Source organism: Blautia sp. An81, assembly GCF_002161285.1.
GTDB lineage: Bacteria > Bacillota > Clostridia > Lachnospirales > Lachnospiraceae > Blautia > Blautia ornithocaccae.
The window spans coordinates 45,802-69,201 of the sequence record NZ_NFHH01000017.1 but is presented as its reverse complement, the minus strand read 5'-3'; the positions used below and the strand labels follow the sequence as shown (position 1 = coordinate 69,201).

The following is a 23,400-nucleotide window of genomic DNA, read 5'->3' as shown; positions in this document are numbered from 1 at the left end:
AGAATCTTTTCTATCCAATCTGCGGCATTGTGATACTGCAATCCACTTCGTTGCCCCACACGTCCCAGCCGGGCGTCTGCTGCCTGGCGAAAAGCTCCACCCTGGGCTGATCTCCCATGAGCTTTACGATCTTGTCCCGCACTTCATCGGGCTTCTTGCTGTGCTGTTCGATATGGGAGATCACAAATTGGTGGATTCCCGCACACTGGCGTTTCGGGTGCCCGCGTGTTGCCAGCAGGCACACCTCCGCATTAGAGCGGGTCCAGAAGCCCATCCCATAAAACCATGTATCGGCTTTCCGGTTCTGCTTCAGCCACAGAAACGCCAGGGTCTTATAGTGGAAGCCCCATGCCTCGATTACCCGGAACGCCTCATTGAGCTGCGGGAAGGTAGCCCATAGAAAAAGCGCACTGTCTTTGGCCGCAAGGTTTGCAACCGGCAGTGCGCATATTTCATCTATGCTCATGGTGGGGTAATGGTTTTCCGCCACGCCTTTGCCGCGCTTCATGTCATAGCGCCAGGGCGGGTCCGCGTACACAATGCCATATTTTCCGGCCTCCGCCATCAGCGGGCCTGCTCACTCTTGGCAGGTGCGGGCTTTGCCGGCTGCGTCTTGACCTTTCCGGCATTTTCTTTCAGGGCGCCGGTCAGGGAAGGCTTTTCCGCACCCCTGGTCGCTTCAAGGGTGGCCTGCAAATTTTCAATCGCCTGGCCGTACCCTTCGATCAGGGCGTCACCCAGTTGCCTGCGGAAGTCCGCCGTCACCGGCCAGCACACATCCCTCCATTTTCCCTGTTTATCCTGGGTGGAAGGCATGTTGACATACAGGCCGTTTTCGCCGGAGCAGATACGGAAGCCGTCGATTTTAATACAGTCTCCAATCGTCACGTTGGCAAAGGCCATAAGATTTCCCATCGGGGCAATCGGGCGCACGGTCACATCCAGCTTCAAGCCTTCGGACGCCTGAGTGTCCGGCTGCATGGGTTCGGTATTGGTTTTACTCATAATGAAAGTTCCTCCTTGTTAGAATGTAGTTGTTACCCGCTAATGCGAGTTAAAAATGCTCTTTGATAACGAGCCTGTCTTAAAGAGGGCGAAGGCCAGCAGGACGGTATATCCCGCCGTGCCCCAGATCGCACCGTGAATATCGCCGGACGAGGGGATCGACTGGACCAGCACCGCGTAGATCGCGACGCATACCAGGATCAAGAACCCCTGGAATCCCAGGGCGAACAGGGAACGAAGATAGTTCGTCCCCATCTGTCCCCATTCACGGTTTGCCATTGTGGAAAACGGTATGGGTGCCAGACTGACCGTGAGATATATTTCAATCATGCGGCCATAGACAATGACAAAGATTACAATAGACAGTACCCACATGCACAGGTTGATGATGTTAGTTTCCAGCCACAGGCCGATCAGCTCCCACATCCCCATTGCTTCAAGCTGCGTTTCCAGGTCAGCCAGCGCCGCCGTGACATCCAGATTTCCGTTTATCACGCCGGCGCTCTGCGATACCACATTTTGGGCGACATCAAACACCGCCATGACAATCGTAAAGCAGTTGGTAAGCAGGTAGGTGGCTACAAAGGTCTTGAAGATCCACTTGAAGATGTTGAACGTATCAAAATCGTGCATGTTATTCTTTTCCAAAATCATCTGAATCAGCTCATATACCAGCACAAAGGTCAGAATAATGCCCGCAATGGGAATGACGACGGTTTCAGAAAGATTCTGGATCATACTGAACACGCCGCCATTCCAGCCCTGCGGGGTCTGTCCGACCTGCCCGGCCACATCCGCGACCTGGCTGTTTACCGATTCAAAAATACTGGTGTACTGCCCGGTGATTGCTTCGATCAGGCCCTCTTTGATCCAGTCTGTTATCCAGTCAAACAGACTGCCCATCGGCTATTAACCGAACAGGCCGGACAGGAGCGGAATCAGCGTGGCACCCACCAGGGCGATACCGCCGCCCGCCATAAGCTGTGTTATCCCCAATTAGTAGGAACAATACAGCTTTCTGGCGGGCGGCGGCACGTCAAGAAATATATATGGAGTTTTTAAGAATCCCCCCGGAGCGGGGGAGCGGTCAGCCTGTGACCTGCTCCACTTCCGGTATGGGTTTGAGATTAAAATGAATTTCGATAGAAATGTGTCTTGTTTTGTCGCTGTCTATGGTTTCATGGACAACGATTTCTTTAATCAGGCGGTTCAGGGTGGGAGCGTCCAGTTCGGTGATGTCCCGGTACTCCTGTATGGATTCCACCCACTGCCTTGCGTCCACGGCAAGCCGGATTTCATCGGCAAGGCGTTTCCGTCCTTCCTCAACCTTGGCTTTTAATTCCGCCTGTTCCTTCTGCGTCTTTTCCAGCAGGAGATTGAAGTTTTCTTCTGTAATCCGTCCGGCTACCATGTCCTCATAGAGCCGCAGCACCATCTTTTCCAGCACGTCAATCCGTTCCCCGTCTTTGGCAAGGGTGCGCTCCATCGCTTCCCGCTGGCCTTTCTGCTGGGCTTCGCAGGTATTGGTAAGCTGGTCGGCCACCGCTTCGCTGTCGGTCAGGGCAGCGGCGGCGCACTCCCGGATTTTGTTCAGCACAAGGGCATAGAGCGTGTCAAATTCAACCCGGTGCTGGGTACAGTGCTGCTTCCCATAGGCATTATAGGTCTTGCAGGAGAAAATCCGCTTCGGGAACTTCTCATGCGTGGTGCGGATGGTGAGAGCCTTTCCGCACTCCCCGCATTTTATCAGCCCTGCAAAAAGGTTGATTTCCCCGGACTTTCCCGGACGCTGGCGGGATTTCAGCTTTTCCTGCACGATGGCGAAGCTCTTTTTGTCCACCAGCGGCTCATGCGTCCCCTCCACCACAATCCAGTCCTCCGGCTTCTTGTCCCGGATAGTGCCGATTTTAAAGCGGTACTCGGTCTTTTGGGAAGCGATTGCGCCGGTGTAGACGGGGTTCATCAGGATTTCCTTAATCACGGAGAAGTCCCAGACGTACCGCCCGTTCTCCGGGTCTTTCTTTTCCCACTTGGTGCGGATGTTCCGGTGTCCCCGCTTCCGGTTCCACCATGTGGGGCAGGGGTGCTTCCCTTCCTCCAGCCTGCGCCGGATGTAGTTGGGGCCGTGCCCGTCCAGCGCATACCCGAAAATCTGCCGGACAACCGGGGCGGTTTCCTCGTCCACCAGCAGGCGGTTTCTGTCCTCCGGGTCTTTTTTGTAGCCGAAGGGGGCAAGGCAGCCGGTGAACTGGCCTTTCTGCGCCTTCAGCACATAGGAAGAATGGACTTTCTTGGAAATATCCTTGCTGTACATCTCGTTCAGGATATTTTTGAAGGGTGCAATGTCGTTGTTGTCCCGCATGGTGTCTATTCCGTCATTCATGGCGATGTAGCGCACACCGTTTCTGGGGAAGAAGTCCTCGATAAGCTGCCCGGTCTGCAAGTAGTTCCGGCCTAACCTTGATAAATCCTTTGTAATGACAAGGTTTATCTGCTTCCGCTCAATGGCTTTCAACATCCGTTTCAGGTCGGGGCGTTCCATGTTCAGGCCGGTGAAGCCATCGTCCTGATAGACTGCCATAACCTCCCATCCCTGCTTCTCGCAGAACTTTTCCAGCATATCCCGCTGGTTCTCGATACTGGCACTCGTCCCGTCAAGGTCGTCATCCTTGGACAGCCTGCAATAGATAGCCGCCCGGAAGCTCCCGGCAAGAAGTGTGTCCATCCCTGCATATTCAAAAGTGTTCATCATAACCGTTTACCCGCACAATCCAGACGGAACACGGTCACTATGAACCTCGTCTTTATTATATCTCATTTCTTGTGTTTTAGCAAGATATTCTTTATCTATTTTTCTGCTGTGCTTCTGTGCGATAAGGCTCACGAAAACGTCCATAGCGTCCAGCTCGCCGTCAAATACTGTGGTAACATGAATCTCTGTTTTATTTTTCGCCATAGGCAGTTATCCTCCATACATGAAAAAGCCAGACAGGGAAGGTCGGCAACGAAGTCCGACAACGGGCTTCAAAAAACCTCGCAGATAATCCTTGTCTGGCGGTTGGGTTATTTTATTCTTTTTCTTTTATTTTTCTGTTGCTTTGGTTGTTAAAGGGGAGAAAAGCCCGCAGTTACGGGATTTTTCCCGGCAACCGGCTCGGCAACGGGATAGCAACAAAGTGTGCAACGGGCTGTCCCTGACCGGATTTTTTCAGAATGGAAGCTCCATCTGCTCCGGCACTGGCGTAAATCCCTCCGGGGTTTTTCCTGCCCGGTTGTCGGTGTCCGTTGCCGGTTGCTCCCGTTCCCATCCTTTTTGCCTGCCATACCCGGCGAACATCCGGGGGTTGGAGAAATAGTTCCAGCCGGTGACGCACTGGTTCATTATCTCGTTGATTTCCCGGATTTCCCATTGTTTCGGCTCATCAAAATCATGGTTCAGGGCTTCTTTGTAAAGCTGCTTGGAGCAGACGGTATCGCCGGGGTAGCTGTCAAGGAAAGCCTGAATCATCCCGGCCTTGGTGTCCTCCGGCATGAAGTCCCGCTGGCGTTCCTTTAGGTAGCGCACCATTTCTGGGCTGAATGTCAGTTTCCATCTGCCGCTTTTGTAAATCTCCATCGCTTCCGCCCACACTTGATTGATATAGGCTCTGGAAGCGGCTTCGTCCTCTAAAATATGCGTTTCCGCCTGCTCCGGGCATACCTGTATGGGGATGAAGCGGCGGTTGCCGGAACGGTCAAGGGGCAGGAAGTCAAGGGCGTTGGACGTGCCGCCGAACACGCACTGCCTTGGGCGGTCTGCCGGGTGGGTTTCGTAGGGTATCTTGTAGACTTCCTTCTGGCGGCTCAAAAAGGACTTGATTTCCTCTATGCTCTTGGCGTTTGCGGTGGCAATCATTTCCGACATTTCGATTATCCAATGGCCTTGTAGCTTGCGGTATACGTTGTCATCGTCCAGCTTCCGTAAATCATCGGAGAACCACTCGTCTTTGACTGCCAGCAGCCGGAAAAAGGTGGACTTCCCGGCTCCCTGCCCTCCCACAAGGCAGAGCATGACTTCAAACTTGCAGCCGGGGGAAAATGCCCGGTGGATGGCTCCCAACAGGAACAGGCGCAGGGATTGGTAGGTGTAATCTTCCTCACCGGCTCCCAGAAAGTGCCGCAGGCAGGAGCGTATCCGTTCGGTTCCGTCCCATGTCAGGCCGTTTAAATAATCCCGGACAGGGTGGTAGCTGTTCTCATTGGCGGCAAGGTCGGCGGCGTCCTGTATCTTTTTCTCGCTTGTCAGGCCATAGGTCTTTTCCAGATACAGCCGGATATATTTCATGTCCGTATCGGTCATGGGGCTTCCGGTGGCTCTTTTGTAGCCGATTGGCTTTAAAATATCGGTGCGGTCGGTCAGCAGGTTGTAGGCAACCGCCCCGGAAAGGAGCGGGTCGCACTGGAACACGGTCAGGCAGTTGCTCATGCTGTTGCGGAAGCCGCCTTTCTCGGTGGTTTCCAGCATGGCCTTTACTTCCTCAACGCTCCGGGGCGGCTCGGCGTTTTCTGCCATGTTCGCTATTTCCTGCCGTATCTGGGGCGGTAAATTCTGCCATTCGTCTTTCAAGGTTCCTCACTTCCTTTCCGTGTCCTGTGATAAGGGCTGCCCGCTCCTGAATGTCCCCGGAGAGAAGCACGTCCATCAGGTATTCCACTCGGCTCATGTTCTGCAGGGCTTCCACAAACCGGGGGTTCCATGCTTCATCGGACTGGCGTGGGGCGTATTCCTCCTTCCAGCGGCGCAGGAGATGGTAATAATCGGACAGCACCCGGAAACAGTGCCGCTCCATACGCTTAAATTTCTGTTCCTCGGTTTCCCTCCGCAGGCGTGGCCGGATAGGTTCCTTCCCGGCGTTCCTCCCGTCCTCATAGGAGATGGAGAAGTCCTGCGCCAGCATGAGGGCGGCTTCTTTACTGCCGATACCGTGGAGCCGGGAAACAAAGTCAATCACGTCCCCGGTGGCTCCGCAGCCGAAACAGTAAAAGCGGCGGTCAACTTTCATGCTTGGATTCTTGTCGTTGTGGAACGGGCAGACGCACATCCCGTTCCGGTTTACCTTAATTCCATAACGCTCCGCAGCCTGCCTTGTGGTGACGGACTGCTTCACGGCTTCAAATACGTTCAATAGGCGTTCCTCCTGATAATCCCAACGTGGGCGACACAATGTCGCTCACGTTGTCGGTAAATCCATTTTGTTGCAAAGAAAAAGGCGCTTGCCTGCGGTTTCCAATCACAAAACAAGCGCCTGATTAAAGTTCCATATTCTGTTGTTTCTGTGTCCGGGGCGGCTGGCTTTTCGCTGCCTGCTCCTGCCGGATGCGTTCTTGCCGCCCTTTCAGGCTCTCCTGAACGGACGGCTTCCTCCCCGGATCGGCGGTCTGGCGGTACTGTTCGGATGGCAACACTTGGTTTAGCCAGTGACGCACGTCACGGAGTACCTTTACGTCTGCCTGAACCGCTTCCAGCTCCTTCCGCTGTCCGGGCAGGGCGGCGGCAAGCTGTTCCCGTTCGGATTCCAAATCTTTGCGGGAGTAGGAGTTGCCTTTCAGGTTGGCTTTCAAATACCGGATGGCGGCATTGTAAGTGTCCAGTTCCTCCCGGTGGCTCTCCGCAAACTTCTCCTTTTTCTTCTTCCAGCCGATAGCGGCATACTCCGCATGGACTGGCTTGTTCGCTTCATATTTGTCAATGTAGGACAGCATGGTGTTGATGGCTTTTATGCGCTTCTCGCTTTTTTTCATGCTCCCCATGACGGAAACGGCGGCCTTGCTGATTTCGTCCAGCCGGGTGTCAAGGCTCTCCACGGTGGAGATTCCTTTCTTCCGCAGGAAGTCCATAGCCGCCTGCACTTTATTGTAGTCGGCAACTGTGCCTTTGAGCTTCCCTCTGGAAGTCCAGCCGGCACGCTCCCCGCCCCGCTGTTCCAGATACTGAAAAAGCAGCTCCGGGAGTGTCGGCTCCCTGGCCTGCTCCAACGCTTCCAGTAACACGGCCTTTTTCTCTTTCAGGTCGGCAATCCAGCCTTTTAAATGGCGCACCATCTGGCGGATGGACTGCATGAGGGAGTTGGCGGCTTTGATGTCCCGGTTCAGGTTGCCGATGTTGGTCTGGATTCCCTTCTTCTCCATCTGGCAGGCGGCTGACCCCATGTGGACGGTGGGGATTTTATCAATCCCCTGTCGGGCATAGGAGCGCAGGTCAAGCCGTTCCGGGCGGTCGTTGGCTTCCAGATAGCGGTTGGCCGTGTCCGCCCATCCCTGCCGCCAGATTTCGGCATACTTCTGGTCGTTCCAGTCCACGGTGTTCTCCTTGTGGCTTTTCCATCTGCCGGACGGGAGCCGGATGCGCTCCCCATTCTCGTCAAGGTCATAAACTTTGCGGCTCTTGGGGAGCCATTTTCCATTTTCGTCCATCGCCCGCATGGTGAGCAGGATATGGGCGTGGGGGTTCCCGTCCCCCTTGTCGTGGATGGCGAAATCGGCAATCATGCCTTTGGAAACAAAAAACTCCCGGCAGTAGTCACGGATAAGGTCGGCGTACTGTTCTGCGGGGATTTCCCTTGGGATGGCAAGCACGAACCTCCGGGCAAGCTGGGAGTTCCATTGTTTTTCCTGTGCTTCGGCAGAGTTCCATAAAGTATTGCGGTCTGCATATTCCGGCGGCGCATGGGGCGGGAGCATGATTTCCTTGTGGGTGACTTCGTTCTTGTAGGGATAATATTTCTGCTCCTGGTCGTATTCAGAGAACAGCTTTTCGCCGCTCTGGTAGGCGGCGGCAGAAACAGCGGATTCATTGTTGCTCCGCTTGATGATTGTGATTTTGCAATGCGGGCATGGCAAGTGTGCGCCCTCCTTTCTCCCGGATTCCGGGCATAGAAAAAGCAGGATAACTTTTTCAGTTTCCTGCTTGGGTGTGCCGCTGATGGGCGGCAAGTATTTAGTTTTTTGTCGGGCTGTCAGTTTGACAAACTGGAATTTATCTCGCTTCATATCTACAATATCTTCCCATTGTAACTATATCTCCACCATTACATTCATAGGGTACTTCCTTTATAAATTCAAACCCTAATTTTTGAAGAACATAACCTGATGCCGAATTTTCTATCGCATACGTTGTACTGATTTCTTTTATTTTCATCACTTTAACTGCGTACTTCATAACTGCACTCATAGCTTCGGTCGCATATCCGTTACTCCAAAACTTCTTTCCCAAATTGTAAGAAATATCCCAATGTCCCTCTTCATCATTGAAAAAAATCAAACAAGTTCCTATTATTTCGTTTGTACTTTTCAAAACGATAATCCATCTATTCCACTTGTCATTTTCCAAATTTCCAAGTTCAAATTTCACAAAGCCTTTTGCTTCGTTTATGTCATCACTTGCTTTCCACCACATATACTTTGATACATTTTCATCTTGCATCCAACAGCTAAAAATCGCTTCTGTATCGTCTGAATGGATTTCTCTTAAAATCAATCTATCTGTTTCTAACTTAGGCGTAATCATGTTTCCCTCCGTCAATTCCGATTTGTCACTGGCTCTATTATACAGCTTTAACTTGCTAAATGGAATAGGCTCTCTAAAAATTTTCAGACGATAAGTTCCACAAAGGGGTAGCTGGCAAAGCCAGCGCAGGGGTAGGGTAGCTTCCCCTGTGATGATTGACGCAGATTGGAAATCTACGGAAATCATCCGCTGTCCGCAGGACGCCCCCGGCAGGGCGCAATGCACCACTTCCCTAAGTGGTGTATAATTGCGCCCTCTTTCAGAGGGGCAGTCCACGGGCTACGGCTCTGGAAGCAATTATGACCGTTCCCGGTCTGGCTCTTTTCTCTTGGGATGTGGCTTTTCCGTCCTCGCCTGTGCCTTGGCTTCGGCAAGCCTGCGCCGGATGGAATTGTCCCGCTTCTGGATAAAACGCTGCTTCGTGTCACCGATAAAGCGGCGGCACTCCGGCTCCGGGATGGCGTCCAGCTTTCGGATGGTACTCTCCACAATCTCCCTCGTCTGCCGGTCACGGATAACCGGCACGATTTCTTTCAGCCCCGCAAGGGTTTCTTCCTTCGTACCGGCGGCGTACTGATAGACCATAGCCAACTCGTCTTTTGAAAAATTCATCTTCATTCTGCGCCCTCCTTCTCTGTGCCGTTACCAGCGAACACTTTTTCCATAAGCTGCCGGGTGCTGTCCTGCCGGAACAGCAGCTTCAAGAACAAACTGACCTGTTCATCCGTGATGGCTTCCGGGTGGGGAAGGTAGCTTTCCAGCATGGCGGCTCTGGTGCAAAGCCGGTGCGTCCGTTCCTTCCGTGTCAGCGTCTTTATCTGGTGTTCCAATATCTTTTCTTCATGCTGCGCCCTCCGCAGCTTCTTTTCCGTTTTCTCTATCTCCTGATTGAGTTTTTCCAGCTTTTCATTCATAGGCGGCTGTCCTCCTTCCCCGGAATGAGTACATATATTTTGTTGGGTTCCCCGAAGCCCTGACGCACTCGCAGTATCAGTCCGGCGTCCTCCAATTCATTCAGGGAACGCTTTACGGTCATGGTGCTGCGGGCAAGTGCCGCCGCCAGTTCCACGATGGGAAAATGGATAAATAAAATCCCGTTGGCGTCCTCTATGCCGGATACGAAAACAATATCCAACATCCGGGCGTACATGACCTTTGCGGTGCTGCTGATCGGGAGCCGCAGCATGGCTCTCGGCAGCGGCATACAGGGCGGCAGGGTGGTGTCTGCGGTCATAAATTCAACTTCCATTCAATCGGTGTCCTCCTTTGCTTTTCGTTTTGAGCGTTTGGAAAGATAATGGGGGCAGTCTACAATGACCGCCCGGAAACTCTGCTTACAAGTGCGCTGGCATTTCCGGCAAAGGTCGTTGTACGTTACCCGCCCCCGTTCATTGAGGAAGAAGGACAGTTCCAGCTTCCTCTTTTTCGGCATTCTCGGCATGGTGCCTCCTTAAACAAAAATCCGCCCATTTTAGCCGTAACAGCCGCAATAGACGGATAGCAGATTTTAGTGTCGTGTTTCGGGGCGATTTTCAAGGGAAAAGCGGCCATAGAGCCGCCCGAAAATCCCCCGTAGTATTACGAATAGGGTAGACTATGCCCTATCAGATTGTTGTGTTTCGGTATCAATTCGGTGTTCATTTTCGCCGGTTCTCCCTGATGTCGTTCCTGCCCCTGGCTCTCACAACGGCGTTTCGCTCCCTTTGGTACGCTCGTTGCGGTCATGGTTCCTCCATTTCCCTGCCGCAAGTCGCTGCGCTACATCGCCGGGGAGCATATCCCATAACAGGCCGGTCATTCGATTGGAATAATCCATCGATGAACTAAGCCCATTATGGCACATTTTTGAGCCTTCTCCCGTATATCCACAAAGTAGGAAAACCGCCCCAAAATCGAAAATTTCCACGATTGCGGAACGGGTATGGTATAATGGGATGGACGACGGCAGCCAGCCGCAGGAAGGAGCGATGTATCTATGAAAACCCGCATTTCCGTACAGGAACGCCTGAAAGATTTACGGGTGGAACAGGGCTTAAATCTGGAAGAACTGGCGCAGAAAACCGGCATTTCAAAATCAGCCCTCGGCAGCTATGAAAACGACAACGATGAATACAAGGAAATCAATCACGGCAGCCTGTTGAAGCTGGCAGACTTCTATCAGGTGTCCGTTGACTATCTGCTCGGCCTGACCAACAACCGGAAATATGAAAACACGCCGATAGAAGAATTACATTTGAGTGATGAAGTCGTGGAACTGCTGAAAAGTGAACGCTTCAATAACCGGCTGCTGTGTGAGATTATCTCCCATGAAAAATTCAAGGAACTGCTGGCAGACGCAGAAATCTATGTGGACGGGATGGCAACCATGCGTTTCCATGACATGAACAGCTCGCTGGCTGCTGTGCGGGCTATGATACTGGAAGAACATCCCGAAGCGGTGGCAGACCGGGCAATCAAAGTGTTGGAAGCCGGTCAGGTAAAGGAAGAAGATTTCTTCTGCCATGTGACGCACAAAACATGGGATATTATTCTTCACGACATACGCAAGGCGCACGAAAATGACAATGAAAGTGCGCCGGATACCACTCCCGCCGATGAACTGATACGGGAAGTACAAAAGGCCATGCAATCGCCGGGGGACAGGGTTCAGCAATTCACGGAGATGTTCTGCAAGGCGTTCCAGCTTAAATATAAGCGGCTCTCACAAGAGGAACGAAGCCTTTTGAAGAAGCTGTTTAAGAAATCCCCGCTGATAAAACAGTCTGGTATGAACTTCCGGCGCAGGCCGTGGAAATGAAAACTGCCGTTGTGGGAATTGGTGTTCCTACAACGGCAGCTTTGGCTTTCCTTATTCAGTTGTGAAGCGGAACTTGAATATCGCCGCAAGTAACATCTGCGTGATATAGTCCTCTGCGTCTTTGTCTACTTCTCCTCCCAATAAAGCAAAGTTCCTTATGCTAGTTCTTTCTTGAATATCCCAATACGCTTACAATATAAGAGAAGATAAACAGAATGATTGCGATAAGAAAGCCTGCCAAAATGTATGTCGATATTGTATCAGTTAACGAAACAAGTCCCGGCCCATCCTCGAAGTATTTAATAAGATAGAAAATAGGTATAATCACGAGAAGCCCCATTGTCTGTGCCGAACGGAAACCAAACCAATAGGTAAGGGGCAAACAAATAGCTGTCCATATCAGAGGAATAATGATAGCTGCCGATATAGACACAAAAAGCAATGTTCCATCAAAACTTTGGTATATGATACCTGCGACAAAGTAAAGAAAAATACTGGCTACAATGCTCAATCCTATTGTCAGCAGAACGGAAACGTATTTACTTCCTACTGCAAGGAATGAATTTACAGGCATAGTAAGCTGATATTTTTTCCATCGTACTTGTTCATCACTGGCAAAGCTCATTACATTCTGCATACCGACAGTCATAGCAAACATGATTGTCGCTAAAAGTCCAGAAAAATCGCCGGCGTTCACTAAAAGTAAAATAATAGCTGCGGCTGCTATGATAATCAGCTTTTTGTCGATACTTTTATAGAATAAAGAAAAATCCTTATAAACCAGTCCTTTCATTCTTCCGAACCTCCTTTGATATAGAACAGCATGATTTCTTCCAAAGAAGCACTGTCAACAACTATATTCTTGTATTTTCTCCGGGCAGCTTCTTTGTCCCGTACAAGACATTCCATACTTACATTTGTTTTCCGTGAGATGATATAATCCTCCGGCTGTATCTCTGCAAACTGTTTTTTCTCACAACGGATAATTCCATACTGATAAATTAAAGTATCCTTTTCTTCCTCAAATACAATCTTTCCCTGATGTATTAAAATGACATAATCCGCTATCTTTTCTATGTCAGATATGATATGAGAAGAAAAGAAGATGGAGTGTTCTTCATCCTGTATGAAATCTAAAAACATATCCAGTATTTCATCACGCACTACTGGGTCAAGACCGGTCGTAGCTTCGTCTAAAATCAGAAGTTTTGGCCTGTGCGCCATCGCACATATAATGGATAGTTTCATCTTCATGCCTTTAGAAAAAGAACCAATCGGCTTGGAGAAGGGGACATTGAACTTCTTCATGTATAAGTCAAACAACGAATTATCCCATGTATGATAGATGCCGGAAAAAATCTTTGCCACATTCTGCGCCGTGAAAAATTCATGGAAATTACACTCATCAAATACAACGCCAATTTCCTGTTTAATGGAACTGTCAAAAGTATTTGTCCCTAATATTTCAATCGTTCCACTATCCCTTTTCAACTCATTCAGGATGAGGTTGATTGTAGTGCTTTTTCCAGCCCCGTTTTCTCCAATAAATCCGACAATCCTTCCTTTTGGTACTTGTAATGATACATTGTTCAGTGTAAAGCCCTCGAAAGATTTACACAAATTTTTTACAGAGATATTGTTTTCACCCATTTTGTGACCTCCTATTATTCCTCATACAGCACTTTTAGGATATTTGCCATCTGCTCATAAGAAATACCATGTGAACGTCCAATATCCACAACCTGCTGTAATAATTCTTCTGCTTTCCGTAACTGTTCCTCTTGGATAAACTCCTTATTTTGAGAAGCAACGAAACTGCCTTTTCCTGAAACAGTTTCAATAAATCCATCACGAGTTAAATCCTCATAAGCCCGTTGGACAGTTATCACACTGATATGTAAATCTTTCGCCAATGCCCGCATAGAGGGAAGCATTTCCCCGGCTTCCAATGTTCCATTCATAATTTTATTTTTTATCTGCGAACTGACCTGTTCATAGATTGGCTTATCGCTACTATTGCTTATGATAATCTCCATAATTTCCCCTTCTGCGTTCTGTGCGTATTTAGCGTACTTATTCGCTAAGTACAGTATATATGATTATACAGAAGCTGTCAACAAAAAAATAGCAAAAGCGGTAAATATGCTTTTGCTATCTGGTATTCCAATATTATTCCTTTTTATCATCTTCCAATTCAATCACATCCAAAATACCACAATTCAGGGCTTCGCAGATACGAACCAGCGTTTCCATACTGATGTTCTTACCTTTACCCATGTTGGCAATCATATTTGTGGTAAGACCGGCAGCAATCCGCAAGTCCTCTTTCCTCATATTGCGCTCAACCAGCGTATGCCAGAGGGGTTTATAGCTTATGTGCATTTATCCTCCTGCCTTTCTCCCGGTTCCGGGGTTCCTGTTCCCATTATATCAAAATTCTTGCTATCCCACAAACATTTCTTGACACAACCGCCGGTTCCGTCTGGATTGTGCTTTTCCTTTCTTCTCTTGATTACATCTACTTAGCCATAAGCTGTTTCATACCCTGAGACTTGGCACCGGGATTGTCATTGCCATAGCCTTCCAAGAGGTTGATAACACCCCATGCGCCGAGACCCGCGCCCAGGGCGATCACGAGAATTTTCAAAGTGTCAATCGCGCTTGCGAAAAATGCCATAAAGTTAGTCCTCCTTAAAATTCATAAAATTTATTGTTGTGGCCGCATTGGGCCTGAAACGAAAAAAAGCCGCCGCCATGCTCAAATAGAAAACCTACAAAAACATGGCGGCAGCATAAGGGGCAGGACAAGACCTGCGGGGAATATTCAGTTGTCAGGGAGAATCACGAATCCGCAATGGGCGCCTCCTTTCCAAAGGGTATATAAAAGCCCGCCATATAATAAGAAAATAATACAGCGGGATTTTACGCGGTTGTCTGTGCTGCCAGTTCTTCCGGCGTGATCTCATAGTTGGGGTACAGCTCTCCGGGACGTACAGGCAGCCTTGTAGACAGGTATTTCTCTATGTCAAAGGCATTCTTTTCGTCAAAATCCGAAAGGTATTTGTAATTCGGGTGTTTGGTAATATCGTACTTCCGGGACAGGAAGGGACGTACGCCTCTGATCTGCAGGAGGCATTTGCCGCCGTCCATCACCGCAAGCTCGTCAACGGACATTAAATCTTTGCCCAGCTTTTGGAAATTCTGTCCGTGGGATTCCTGGGTGCCCTTCGTGACGCTGGTGTTATACATATCAATGGTTTCTTTCCCCAGCAGGGAATTCCAGCTTTTCAAGGTGGTTTCCTCCTTACCGCCCAGGAAAAGAGAAGAATCACAGTTGCCTATAATCGTGTCCATGTTGTCCTTATAAAGCGCTTTGAGCTGGCTCTGTGCCTGCAATACCAGGCAGGCGGATATTTCTCTTGAACGGATCGTTGCCATCAGCTTTTCCAGGTTCGGGATTTGGCCGATATTGGCCGCCTCGTCGATCAGGCACCGCACATGGACCGGGAGCCTGCCCCCAAATTTATCATCCGCCCGCTCACAGAGCAGGTTGAATAGCTGGGTATAAGCCATACTGACAAGGAAATTAAAGGTCGCATCCGTATCACTGATGATAAAGAACAGTGCCGTTTTTCTGTCGCCCACCAAATCAAGCTCCAGCTCGTCATACATGGTAATCTCCCGGACTTCCTTAATGTCAAACGGGGCAAGTCTGGCGCCGCAGCTAATTAAGATCGACTTAGCCGTCTTGCCCGCCGCTAATTTATATTTCTTATACTGACGGAGGGCGAAGTGGTCCGGGTCTTTCTGTTCCAGCGCATCAAAGAGAAGGTCAACGGCATTTTTGAAACTTTCGTCGTCCTCCCGGACCTCCATAGCGTTTATCATTTCTACCAGGGTGGAAAAATTCTGCTCGTTTGTCGGGGCCTCATAATAGATATAGCCGATCAGCGCCGTATACAGCAGGGTCTCGGCTTTGACCCAAAAATCGTCGCCGGATTTTCCTTCCCCTTTGGTGTTTGCAATCAGCACCGTTACCAGTTTCAGAATGTCCTTCTCATTGTGGATGTAAGCAAAAGGGTTATAGTGCATACTTTTTGAAAAATTGATCGTATTGAATACCTTGATCTTATAAGGCTCATATACGGTTTTTCCATTCTTTCCCCTGACCGGTTTCCCATCCTTATCCAGTTTCGGCGTGCCGCGGCTTAGCAGCTTTCCCACTTCGATCAGGACCGTACCTTTCGGATCGGTGACGACATACGAACTATGGAGCTGCATAAGGTTGGGTTTTATAAAAAATCTCGTCTTGCCGGAGCCGGAACCGCCGACTACCAGCACATTTTTATTGCGGGCATGGGCCGGGTTCTTCGGCCTGCCGGACATCATAAGCCCCTCGGTCTGCGTCAGGATCATGTTGTTTTCCGGTTTCGGGTCCATGAAAGGGGCAATGTCTGTTTTATTCCCCCACCGTGCAGAGCCGTACTCCACATCCTTGCGGTACTTTTTTGCATTTTTCCCTTTCACATATACCGCCAGCCTCACTACGGCGGCACCGCAGAGGCCAGCAAGCCAGTCCAGCGTCGCACCCGGCCACATGCTTTGAAATGCCAGCGAGAAGCCCTCGGACAATCCTAACAGTTTCTGTGAGGCGTCCGCTCCAGGGGCAAGGCGCACCGCCTCGCCCAGCTTCGCAAATACCAGAAGGAACAGGAGATAGGGCAGGTGGAGGATCACCTGCTTTTTCAAGGTATCGGTATCTATCTTCAACGTTCCGGCCCTCCGTGTTCCTTGTTCTTCACCCGGTCACGGCCAAGCGCCTGTGCCAGCTCTCTGAATTTATGGAGCTGGGTAAGCAGCGACGGCCTGGCGCTCCGGGCAAGGTCTTTCTGGGTATATTCCTTAAAAGCCGCCGTCAGTGCGTCCGCCTGGTTCGCTTTGAAATAGACCGTCCACTTCGGCGGGTCGGTCCCCAGCTCTTTTTCAATATGGTAGCGGACCTGGTGTTTCCTGGCGTACCGCTCAAAGGAGCGGATTCTGCCGGACACTTCAATAGTGTTGGCTCCTGGGTCCTTACAGGTCAGCCGTTTCATGCTGTTCCTGCCGACTTTCGGGGTCGTGCGTTCCTGCTCCATCTTCTGGAGCACGGCGGCAATGGCAGAGCGCAGCACCCGCCCGGACAGCTTCGCCGCCTGGATGGAGACCGATACGGTCCGCTGTTCCAAATCTTCCTGCATAAGCATCCTCCTTCCTGATAAAATCTGTAATTATAAATTGGGAAACAACTGCCTTACCGGGCGTCCCCGATCACCTGCTGGCGGGGTGCGTGCTCAAAGGCTTTTGCCGCCTGGTCTGCCTGGATTTTCGCATGTTTCAGAAGCGTCTTAATGATGGTGGCCGGGTGGTCCTGTTCCTCTAAATGCGCCACCATACCCCTGCAGCCCTCCGGGAGATATGCAGCCATATCCTTACAGGCATCCTCCAGGCCGCCCATGAAGCCCCAGCAGCTATCCGACAGCTCGCCGTTTTTGTAAAGCTCAAAGCCGTAGCACTCGCCCCGCAGGTAGGAATCATAAGCGGCCACTTCGCTGCGCATCAGGTCCTCCGCCTTTTTCCGAATGGCGCCGGTCATTTTTTCGCCGCCAAATTCCTTCAGCGCATCCTCTTTGGCAACATAAATCCATCCGACCTGCCCGCTGTCCCAGGGGTCATTGAAACTTGTGGTCTGCATGGCAAGGCCGCTGTGGTCCATCAGATAGAGGGGCAGCGTAATGTATTTTTCGGAGATCACCTTCAGCATGGCGTCATCAACCGCCCGTTCCTCCGTCTTTGGCCCGTGCCGGAACCGGCTGCTCACAATGTTTACCATGTGTTCATAGCGTTTCAGCCCCGCTTCATCATGCCCCACGGTGTCTAAATACATCTCCCGCAGGAAATCGTCTTTATCCATGTAATTGTGGCTGTCACCCAGCGCATAGCGGGAATGGAAGCAGGCCATTGTCCCAAAATGTTCGTCTACCTCACGGGGAGAGATTAAAATGTCGTCCGGCTGCACCATCAGCGCATACGGGCCTTCTACTGCCATCAGCATAAGCCATCAACTCCTTTCCGGTTCCCTGGGCTTTTTATCCGGCGCTTTCGGCCCTGCCTGCGCCGCCTGTTTCCTCGCACTGTCAAGCTGTTCCCGCACGGAAACATCCCGCTTTGTCTCTGGTGTTCCTGCGCCGAAAAAATCCGGCAGCTCCTTAAAGCCGATACTGTCCACGTACCAGGCGGCATCCGCGCCATTTCCATGCAGGACTACCACATCAGAAACGGAAAGGGAATGGCCCTTGAAATCTTCCGGGTGGTCGATATTGAACCGCCGGTAAATATCCTCCAGCGTTTCGCCCGGTTCCCGCTGCATGGCATAGACCATCCGGTAATTGTCCCGGTCCACGGAGAGCCCACTGCTTTCCAGCCAGTCCAGGGACATAAAACGCAGGTTGTCTGTATTGTCCGATAAGTCAAGCTGGTAAATGGAATAAGCGCTGATCCCATACTCTTTTTCATAGGAAGAAATACGCTCCAGAAGCGGCGCCGTTTCTCCCTCCATGTGTTCCTCATGTTCAAATGCCGCCAGCCTCATGCGGATTTTCCCGGTATCTCCTGAAAGCAGCTCGTCCGCCATGCGCTCCTTTTCTGCATGGAAATCCGGGTACAGGTCTGCATAGGCCCCGCTGTTCTGCCTGAAAAATTCATCCAGGTCGAAAGCCAGGTCCGTGGATTCGTCAAGCCTTATATCATCCCCGCCCGGTTCCTCCATGGCAGGTGCCGGCTGCTGTTTTTCCTCTGGCGGGAGGGGCTGCTTCACCGCAACGATCTCACCCGCCAGCCGGACAAATTTTTCCGGGTATCTGAACTGTTCCTTATACTGCTCCATGAAATAATCGGGAAGGTCGGTAAAACTTTCCTCACCGAGACCGGCTATGAAAAAGGTGCCGGCCATGATCTCGATCATCTCGCCGTCCTGGTTGTAGATTGCCCGGTTCAGGGGCAGCCCGTTTATTTTCCCTTCATCATTGCAGACAATCGCGACGGGTTCCGCATAAGGGTAGTAGCCCTCTATGCCTCCCCCGACTGCCTCCTGCATGGATTCAAGGCTCCCGTCCAGCTCGGCCTCATAAGGCGCTTTCCCCGGCTCTATCATCAACACTTTCAAATCTGCATATCCTCCTTCTTTTTAATTGGCGCCTTCGGTTCTGCCGCAGCCTTTTCCCGTTCCCTCGCCGCAGACAGCTTTCCCAGCACGGAGGGCTTTTCCTCTTTTCCGGGCGCGGAAATAGCGCCCTCCGAAACATCGGCGGCATGGCTTGGTTTTATTGGTTCCCGGCCCTCCACGGTATATCCAGGGAGAAGCACACCATTGACCGTAAAACAGTTTTCATGCTCTTTCGGAATAGGCGGTGAAATCTCCGCGAACAGATGGGAATAGGCTTTCTTTCTCCCGTCCAGGTACCTCTCGGCGGCGGCCTTGTCCGTGTAGCGTTTCTTATCCTGCCCTGCAAGGTGGATGTTGTAGCCTTTCCTGGGTGAATTGATATACAGGTCCCATGTTACATACCAGGCAGTCGGAACATCCTGTTTTGCCTCCCTGTTATATGTTGTCTGTTCCCTGATCTGGCAGAACATCTTATAAACCCGGTTGCTGATCTCCATCCAGTCCTTGTTGTTGGAAAAGGGCTGCCAACAGTTCCCGGTATGCTTTACCTCCGGGGTGCGTAAGTATGCCAGCGCCCGGTCAAGCCGCTGCGTGGCCGCCGCCTGCTGTTCCCATTGCTTCGCTGCCGCCACCACGATGTCATAGGCTTTCTTTTCTCCCTCAATGCTGTCCTGGCGCATGGCCTGTATCGTTTCTGCCCCCTGCGCAATCAACGCTGAAATATCTGTGTTCTCGCATGATACCGTGTGTTCCACCTGCAGCTTGTAGCCTTCCGACAGGTCCCCGGAGCGGTGCACCCGGTAATCTTTGTTTTCCTCCAATCCTTCCACCTCCTTAAATCTCCGGCGCATGGCTCTTTTTCGGTGCCGCCTGTGCCGGGGTAGTTTTTTCTGCCGGTTTCACCGCTGCAAGCTGCGCCATGACCGAAGGCCGGTCCGACGTAAATATGGAAATCTGTTCATTCTCCGCCAGCGGCTGCGCCGGAAGGGGCAGCGTTTCGTCCGAATGGGTCAGTATCTGCTCCCGTTTCAGGTCTGCCACGATCTCGTCAAATACCGCATTGATGGCTTTCCGTTCCGCACCCTCCGGGAAGGCTTTCAGGACTGCCATTTCCCCGCCTTTGTCTGCCGCAAAGGTAATGGCACAGTCTGCGTGGCCCGCCAGATAATCCGATTGGCAGGGCAGCTTATCCTTGATATAACAGGCAAAGGCCCTGGCGGTCATTTCCGTATTGCTGTCCCAATAGCCGCCGTCCTTTTCGCACTCCTTACCCATGCGCACGGAATTCCGGTAAAAATCGGTTTCCACCCGCCCGATCTGCGGCGCCTCCTGTGCCTGCATCCCGGACAGCATGTGCTCGAATATTTCCAGCCGTTCCCGCTCACTTTTGGGGATCACCCGCCCGGTGACAGACTTCTTGAAAGCGCTGATCTGCTCCACGGAACCGGCCTCGCCGGATAGAAACGACTCTTTAAGAACCGCGTAGGTTTTCATCTGTTCCTCATTGCCATGCCGTTTCAGGGAACCGAGCACCGCCGAATCCAGCCAGCCTGCCGCATTTTTCCGGGTTCGTTCTGTCTGCGCTTCGGTGCGGGCCGCAGCCTGCTCCAGTGTCTCCGGCTTATATTTCATGGTATCAATCAGCTTCTGGAACGGCGCATAGAGGCGGGGCTGTTCCGAGAGCATCCCATTCGCACCCATCTTCGTACCCAGGTAATCGTCAAACCCGTGCCACCATTCATGGGCCAGGGAGCCGGCCCCGTGCATCTTCGTAAGGTTGATGACCTTCCGCAGCGGTTCATAATGGGCCGCCGCGTTGCCGCTGCCCCTGGCGCCGAAAGCGATGGCAAGCGTTCCCTGGTAGGCAATATCTTTATCACTGATCTGCAAGGCCGACGCCAGATCCTTCAGCGCCTCAAATCCCATGTTGAGGGAAGCCTGCCGGTCATTCTGGTTCATCCAGTTCCCAAATTCACCGCCGCGGAACCCGAAGGTATCAAGGTAGTGCTGCCCGGTGATCTCCATGCCGTTTCTGTAATCCGGCCCGGTGCGCCGCACATGGGAGAGCTGGGGAGGCACAAACCGCGTCTTTCCGCTTTTGCTGCGCCCTTTTGCCAACGCCTGCACCCATTTCAGGGCGGCCTCCTGCGATTCAAAGTTTGTCTGCAAGATGGAATAGCCCTTCGTCACATAATAGGTGTCAGGTTTCCAGTCATTATTTTTGGAATAAGTATTCTTCCCGTCGTTGAAATGGATCGCATAGCCCTTCGGCACCTTCTGGTCTTTGGAAACGCCAAACTGTTCCTTCTGTGCTTTCTGTGTGAAGTTCCGCTCAAAATGCGCGGCAGAGTGAACCATCAGGGCATTGGACAGCTTGTTTGTAATGGCCGGGTTCTCCCGGCCCTTCTCCGTCGCCTGGTAATGGATGCCGCCGCCCCAGCCCTGCACCTGTTCCAGATACCCGTTTTTCACAAAGAAACGGTCATAGGCTTTCATGGCGTCCTCCACGGTGCGGACTTCCGAAACCACGCTCTGCAGCTCCCGTACCGTCTGGATATATTCTTTCTGTCTTGCAAGGCGCTTCTCCGGCGTGTCGTCCCTGCGGTAATACTGCGGGGAGGCGTTCAGCCCGTCCCTCGCCTTTTTGATAAAATAGACCACGCCAAGGGAAATCCCGTCATCAAGCATGGCTACATAATCCGGTTTCTTCCAGATATTATCCTTTTTTACGAATTTCTCGGCCTCACGCTCATTCATGGCGTCCAGGTCGTTCACATAGAGCCCCCGGTCCTTCCATAAATCTTTTTTTGCGCCGCCGATCTTTTCCCCGAAATCTTCATGCTGCATGTTATCCGCCAATCATTATCACCTCCAGTCTGTCATAAAAAATCACCGCTCCGGGGAAGGGCGGCGTTCCTGTAATTTATCATGCTGCGGGCGTATTCCCATGATCCGGTCCGTCTCCCTGCGGACCAGCCGGTCAAGCGCACCCAAATCCTCCGGGGTAACGGCAAACTCCCGGTAATTCTCATACCAGAGCCCCGTGACCGCCGCAATCGGCAGTAGCTTTTCCGGCCCTCCGGGAAAGAGGCGGTAGACCGGACCGCCGTCAAGGAGCATCTGCTTCGCTGTCCCCAGGGGTATGCGGTACATATCTGTGTCCGGGTTCTGCGCCTCCTCCATATACTCCACATTCAGCCGTTCCTCCAAATCCTGGGGCATATAGGAAAATGTGTGCTCCTTCCATTGGCTGAAACGGTTAGAATAGCGGTACTGCCATTCCGTCACCTGCTCCGGCGCATAGAGGTAGCGCCAGGTTTTCAGGGCGTCCTTTTCGCACAGCTCCATTGATTCCCATTTTTCAATGCCTGCCTCCGCCTTCGTGCCGTCCCGGTATTCCATGCTGACGCCGTAAGGGTAGAGGGTATTTCTTTCTATGTCCTGCCGCAGCGTGTCAAGGCCCATCATCAGGACATCCCCATACGGGCGCCCGTCCTCCCTTCGTTCCGTGTGGAACAGGAAGGCCCTGGCACCGGGGTATTCCGTCATGGCGGCCGTCCGGTAAAGCTCCGCCGAAGGGCAGTAGGCAAGCAGCGCGTCCGAAAGCCACATGTGATTCTTCCCCATGACGGCAATGGAATCCGCCCCGGTATTCGTGGCAAGCGCGCGCAGGTTATATTCGCTGTCCCGCAGGAAATCCCCGGCCAGGATATGGAGCTCATAGGCAAATACGCCTAAATCCGTATCGCGGACTAAGTGAATCTGCGGAAGTGGTTCCTGTTTCAAGTTCATTTCCTCCCTTCGTTCTGTTTTTATCACCGGCTGCCCCTGTCATGGGACGCCTCCGGCTGGTGCTTTGCCGGCGCTGCCTTCGCCGCCTGCTCCCGCATGGCCTCCAGGACGGAGGGCCGGCGCTGTGCCCGCTGTTCCAGCCTTGCAAGGGCATTCAGGGAAAGCCCTACATTCTCGCCGATGGCAGACGCAAAAGCGCGCTCTATCCTGAAAGCTCCCTTGAAGGCATCTGCGACCCTGCCGTTTTCCTTCGCCTCCGCCTGTGCGGGTTTCCCCTGGATGGAGCGCCCCATGTTCTTCAGGTGCCGGCCTGCCTCATGGAATTCCGTGCTGAACGCATCGATCCTGGAGACCGCACGGTCACTGGACTGCACGGTCCTTTCCGCCGCTGCCTGCACCGCCTCCAGCGCTGGCCCAAGGCGCAGGAACCGGGAGACGCCGTTCAGGGCCACGGCGCCGCGGTCGGCGAAATCCTTAAGGATATTCTTGCATCCTTCCACGACCTGCCCTTTCAGCTCCAGGATGCGCTGGCGCATGGCATCCACATTCCCCTCCAGAGCCTTACAGTTCTTCTGCAGCAAGGCTTTCAGGGAGCGGTCCTGCACCTCCTGTATCTTCTGGCGCATCTCCCCCAGTTCCTCCAGTGCAGCATCAAGCCTCCGCTCCATGGACGCCACCTGGCCGGCCAGTTCTTCAAGCTCCCTGCCGCCCGCGGGGTCATTCCCCATCAGCAGGACGATCAGCGCCTTCACCTGCTCATTTTCGTCTGCAAGCACGTCCTGGGCTGCCTGCAGCGCAACTGGTTCCGCTGCCAGAAGTTCCATATCTGCCATCTATGAATCCCTCCTGTCTGCGGAGGGCTCCCCGGCAATCTTGCCGACAATCTCCGGACCGGTCTCGTAAATCTGCATGAGCCGCCTGGCCGTTCCGCTTGGCTGAGCGGCGCCGCTGGTCCAGAGCCGGACCGTGGAAGGGGCGACATTCATCAGAAGCGCAAAGCCTTTCTCGTTCATATCCAGCTTTTCATCAGGGCCTTAACCATATCGGGGCCGTAGTCCG

The 23,400-nt window shown here is 52.2% G+C and carries 27 protein-coding genes and 2 pseudogenes; 1 reads left to right on the top strand and 28 read right to left on the bottom strand.

Going from position 1 to position 23,400, the window contains the following annotated elements; genetic code table 11:
- Positions 1-10: 10 nt before the first annotated feature.
- The 14 genes and pseudogenes from B5G33_RS14325 to B5G33_RS21725 all read right to left on the bottom strand — a co-directional run bounded on the left by B5G33_RS14325 (position 11) and on the right by B5G33_RS21725 (position 9,992).
- Entirely contained in the window at positions 11-565 is a 555-nt protein-coding gene (locus B5G33_RS14325; RefSeq protein ID WP_087418138.1) for an MT-A70 family methyltransferase, read from the bottom strand.
- Complete coding sequence (locus tag B5G33_RS14320; RefSeq protein WP_087418137.1) at positions 565-1,005, bottom strand: SpoVG family protein; 441 nt, start codon at positions 1,003-1,005, stop codon at positions 565-567. Before B5G33_RS14320 ends, B5G33_RS14325 begins: the two co-directional genes overlap by 1 nt.
- A 39-nt stretch (positions 1,006-1,044) precedes the next feature.
- Positions 1,045-1,908: a VirB6/TrbL-like conjugal transfer protein, CD1112 family gene (locus B5G33_RS14315; RefSeq protein WP_087418136.1), complete on the bottom strand. Its 864-nt coding sequence runs from the start codon at positions 1,906-1,908 to the stop codon at positions 1,045-1,047.
- 6 nt (positions 1,909-1,914) lie between these two features.
- Positions 1,915-1,998 (bottom strand): annotated as a pseudogene (locus B5G33_RS14310) (Maff2 family mobile element protein); the annotation flags it as partial.
- 94 nt (positions 1,999-2,092) lie between these two features.
- Positions 2,093-3,757, bottom strand: a complete 1,665-nt coding sequence (locus B5G33_RS14305; protein ID WP_087418135.1) for a recombinase family protein — start codon at positions 3,755-3,757, stop codon at positions 2,093-2,095.
- A 6-nt stretch (positions 3,758-3,763) separates the two neighbouring features.
- On the bottom strand, positions 3,764-3,961 hold the full coding sequence (locus B5G33_RS14300; RefSeq protein WP_087418134.1) for a hypothetical protein: 198 nt from the start codon (positions 3,959-3,961) through the stop codon (positions 3,764-3,766).
- Between the two features lie 252 nt (positions 3,962-4,213).
- On the bottom strand, positions 4,214-5,557 hold the full coding sequence (locus tag B5G33_RS14290) for a virulence-associated E family protein (RefSeq protein WP_087418133.1): 1,344 nt from the start codon (positions 5,555-5,557) through the stop codon (positions 4,214-4,216).
- Positions 5,523-6,170 (bottom strand): CHC2 zinc finger domain-containing protein, encoded by a 648-nt coding sequence (locus B5G33_RS14285; protein ID WP_087418132.1) that lies wholly within the window; start codon positions 6,168-6,170, stop codon positions 5,523-5,525. Before B5G33_RS14285 ends, B5G33_RS14290 begins: the two co-directional genes overlap by 35 nt.
- Before the next feature lie 124 nt (positions 6,171-6,294).
- Positions 6,295-7,884: a MobQ family relaxase gene (gene mobQ / locus B5G33_RS14280; RefSeq protein ID WP_087418150.1), complete on the bottom strand. Its 1,590-nt coding sequence runs from the start codon at positions 7,882-7,884 to the stop codon at positions 6,295-6,297.
- Between the two features lie 136 nt (positions 7,885-8,020).
- Entirely contained in the window at positions 8,021-8,551 is a 531-nt protein-coding gene (locus B5G33_RS14275) for a GNAT family N-acetyltransferase (RefSeq protein ID WP_016292483.1), read from the bottom strand.
- A 297-nt stretch (positions 8,552-8,848) separates the two neighbouring features.
- On the bottom strand, positions 8,849-9,169 hold the full coding sequence (locus B5G33_RS14270; protein ID WP_087418131.1) for a transposon-transfer assisting family protein: 321 nt from the start codon (positions 9,167-9,169) through the stop codon (positions 8,849-8,851).
- The gene (locus tag B5G33_RS14265) at positions 9,166-9,465 is read right to left on the bottom strand and encodes a DUF3847 domain-containing protein (protein ID WP_087418130.1); all 300 of its coding nucleotides are present in this window, start codon (positions 9,463-9,465) and stop codon (positions 9,166-9,168) included. The genes B5G33_RS14270 and B5G33_RS14265 overlap by 4 nt, the downstream gene beginning before the upstream one ends.
- The gene (locus B5G33_RS14260; RefSeq protein ID WP_087418129.1) at positions 9,462-9,800 is read right to left on the bottom strand and encodes a DeoR family transcriptional regulator; all 339 of its coding nucleotides are present in this window, start codon (positions 9,798-9,800) and stop codon (positions 9,462-9,464) included. The genes B5G33_RS14265 and B5G33_RS14260 overlap by 4 nt, the downstream gene beginning before the upstream one ends.
- Positions 9,801-9,992, bottom strand: coding sequence for a hypothetical protein (locus B5G33_RS21725; RefSeq protein ID WP_182433253.1), 192 nt, complete (start codon positions 9,990-9,992; stop codon positions 9,801-9,803).
- 534 nt (positions 9,993-10,526) lie between these two features.
- Between B5G33_RS21725 and B5G33_RS14245 the strand changes: the two genes are divergently transcribed.
- On the top strand, positions 10,527-11,348 hold the full coding sequence (locus B5G33_RS14245) for a helix-turn-helix domain-containing protein (RefSeq protein WP_087418127.1): 822 nt from the start codon (positions 10,527-10,529) through the stop codon (positions 11,346-11,348).
- Between the two features lie 160 nt (positions 11,349-11,508).
- On the opposite strand, the gene B5G33_RS14240 is transcribed toward B5G33_RS14245, so the two are convergent.
- From B5G33_RS14240 to B5G33_RS22765, 14 genes and pseudogenes are all read right to left on the bottom strand, one after another.
- Positions 11,509-12,141: an ABC-2 transporter permease gene (locus tag B5G33_RS14240; RefSeq protein WP_087418126.1), complete on the bottom strand. Its 633-nt coding sequence runs from the start codon at positions 12,139-12,141 to the stop codon at positions 11,509-11,511.
- A complete protein-coding gene (locus tag B5G33_RS14235) occupies positions 12,138-12,998 on the bottom strand; it encodes an ABC transporter ATP-binding protein (protein ID WP_087418125.1) in 861 nt (286 codons plus the stop codon). Before B5G33_RS14235 ends, B5G33_RS14240 begins: the two co-directional genes overlap by 4 nt.
- A gap of 14 nt (positions 12,999-13,012) precedes the next feature.
- The gene (locus tag B5G33_RS14230) at positions 13,013-13,384 is read right to left on the bottom strand and encodes a GntR family transcriptional regulator (protein WP_087418124.1); all 372 of its coding nucleotides are present in this window, start codon (positions 13,382-13,384) and stop codon (positions 13,013-13,015) included.
- Positions 13,385-13,517: 133 nt separating this feature from the next.
- A complete protein-coding gene (locus tag B5G33_RS14225) occupies positions 13,518-13,730 on the bottom strand; it encodes a helix-turn-helix domain-containing protein (RefSeq protein WP_087418123.1) in 213 nt (70 codons plus the stop codon).
- 142 nt (positions 13,731-13,872) lie between these two features.
- Positions 13,873-14,025, bottom strand: a pseudogene (locus B5G33_RS14220) (Maff2 family mobile element protein); the annotation flags it as partial.
- Positions 14,026-14,270: 245 nt separating this feature from the next.
- Positions 14,271-16,118: a VirD4-like conjugal transfer protein, CD1115 family gene (locus B5G33_RS14215; protein WP_087418121.1), complete on the bottom strand. Its 1,848-nt coding sequence runs from the start codon at positions 16,116-16,118 to the stop codon at positions 14,271-14,273.
- Entirely contained in the window at positions 16,115-16,585 is a 471-nt protein-coding gene (locus B5G33_RS14210; RefSeq protein ID WP_087418120.1) for a PcfB family protein, read from the bottom strand. The genes B5G33_RS14215 and B5G33_RS14210 overlap by 4 nt, the downstream gene beginning before the upstream one ends.
- 53 nt (positions 16,586-16,638) lie before the next feature.
- The gene (locus B5G33_RS14205; RefSeq protein WP_016220424.1) at positions 16,639-17,439 is read right to left on the bottom strand and encodes a hypothetical protein; all 801 of its coding nucleotides are present in this window, start codon (positions 17,437-17,439) and stop codon (positions 16,639-16,641) included.
- 6 nt (positions 17,440-17,445) lie between these two features.
- A complete protein-coding gene (locus B5G33_RS14200; protein WP_242974712.1) occupies positions 17,446-18,543 on the bottom strand; it encodes a DUF3846 domain-containing protein in 1,098 nt (365 codons plus the stop codon).
- Positions 18,544-18,545: 2 nt separating this feature from the next.
- The gene (locus B5G33_RS14195) at positions 18,546-19,379 is read right to left on the bottom strand and encodes a hypothetical protein (protein WP_330396705.1); all 834 of its coding nucleotides are present in this window, start codon (positions 19,377-19,379) and stop codon (positions 18,546-18,548) included.
- 4 nt (positions 19,380-19,383) lie between these two features.
- Positions 19,384-21,408: an LPD1 domain-containing protein gene (locus B5G33_RS14190; protein ID WP_087418117.1), complete on the bottom strand. Its 2,025-nt coding sequence runs from the start codon at positions 21,406-21,408 to the stop codon at positions 19,384-19,386.
- A gap of 30 nt (positions 21,409-21,438) precedes the next feature.
- Positions 21,439-22,341: a hypothetical protein gene (locus B5G33_RS14185; protein WP_242974709.1), complete on the bottom strand. Its 903-nt coding sequence runs from the start codon at positions 22,339-22,341 to the stop codon at positions 21,439-21,441.
- Positions 22,342-22,364: 23 nt separating this feature from the next.
- On the bottom strand, positions 22,365-23,174 hold the full coding sequence (locus B5G33_RS14180; protein WP_087418115.1) for a DUF6674 family protein: 810 nt from the start codon (positions 23,172-23,174) through the stop codon (positions 22,365-22,367).
- Positions 23,175-23,327, bottom strand: a complete 153-nt coding sequence (locus B5G33_RS22765; protein ID WP_330396701.1) for a hypothetical protein — start codon at positions 23,325-23,327, stop codon at positions 23,175-23,177.
- Between the last annotated feature and the right edge of the window lie 73 nt (positions 23,328-23,400).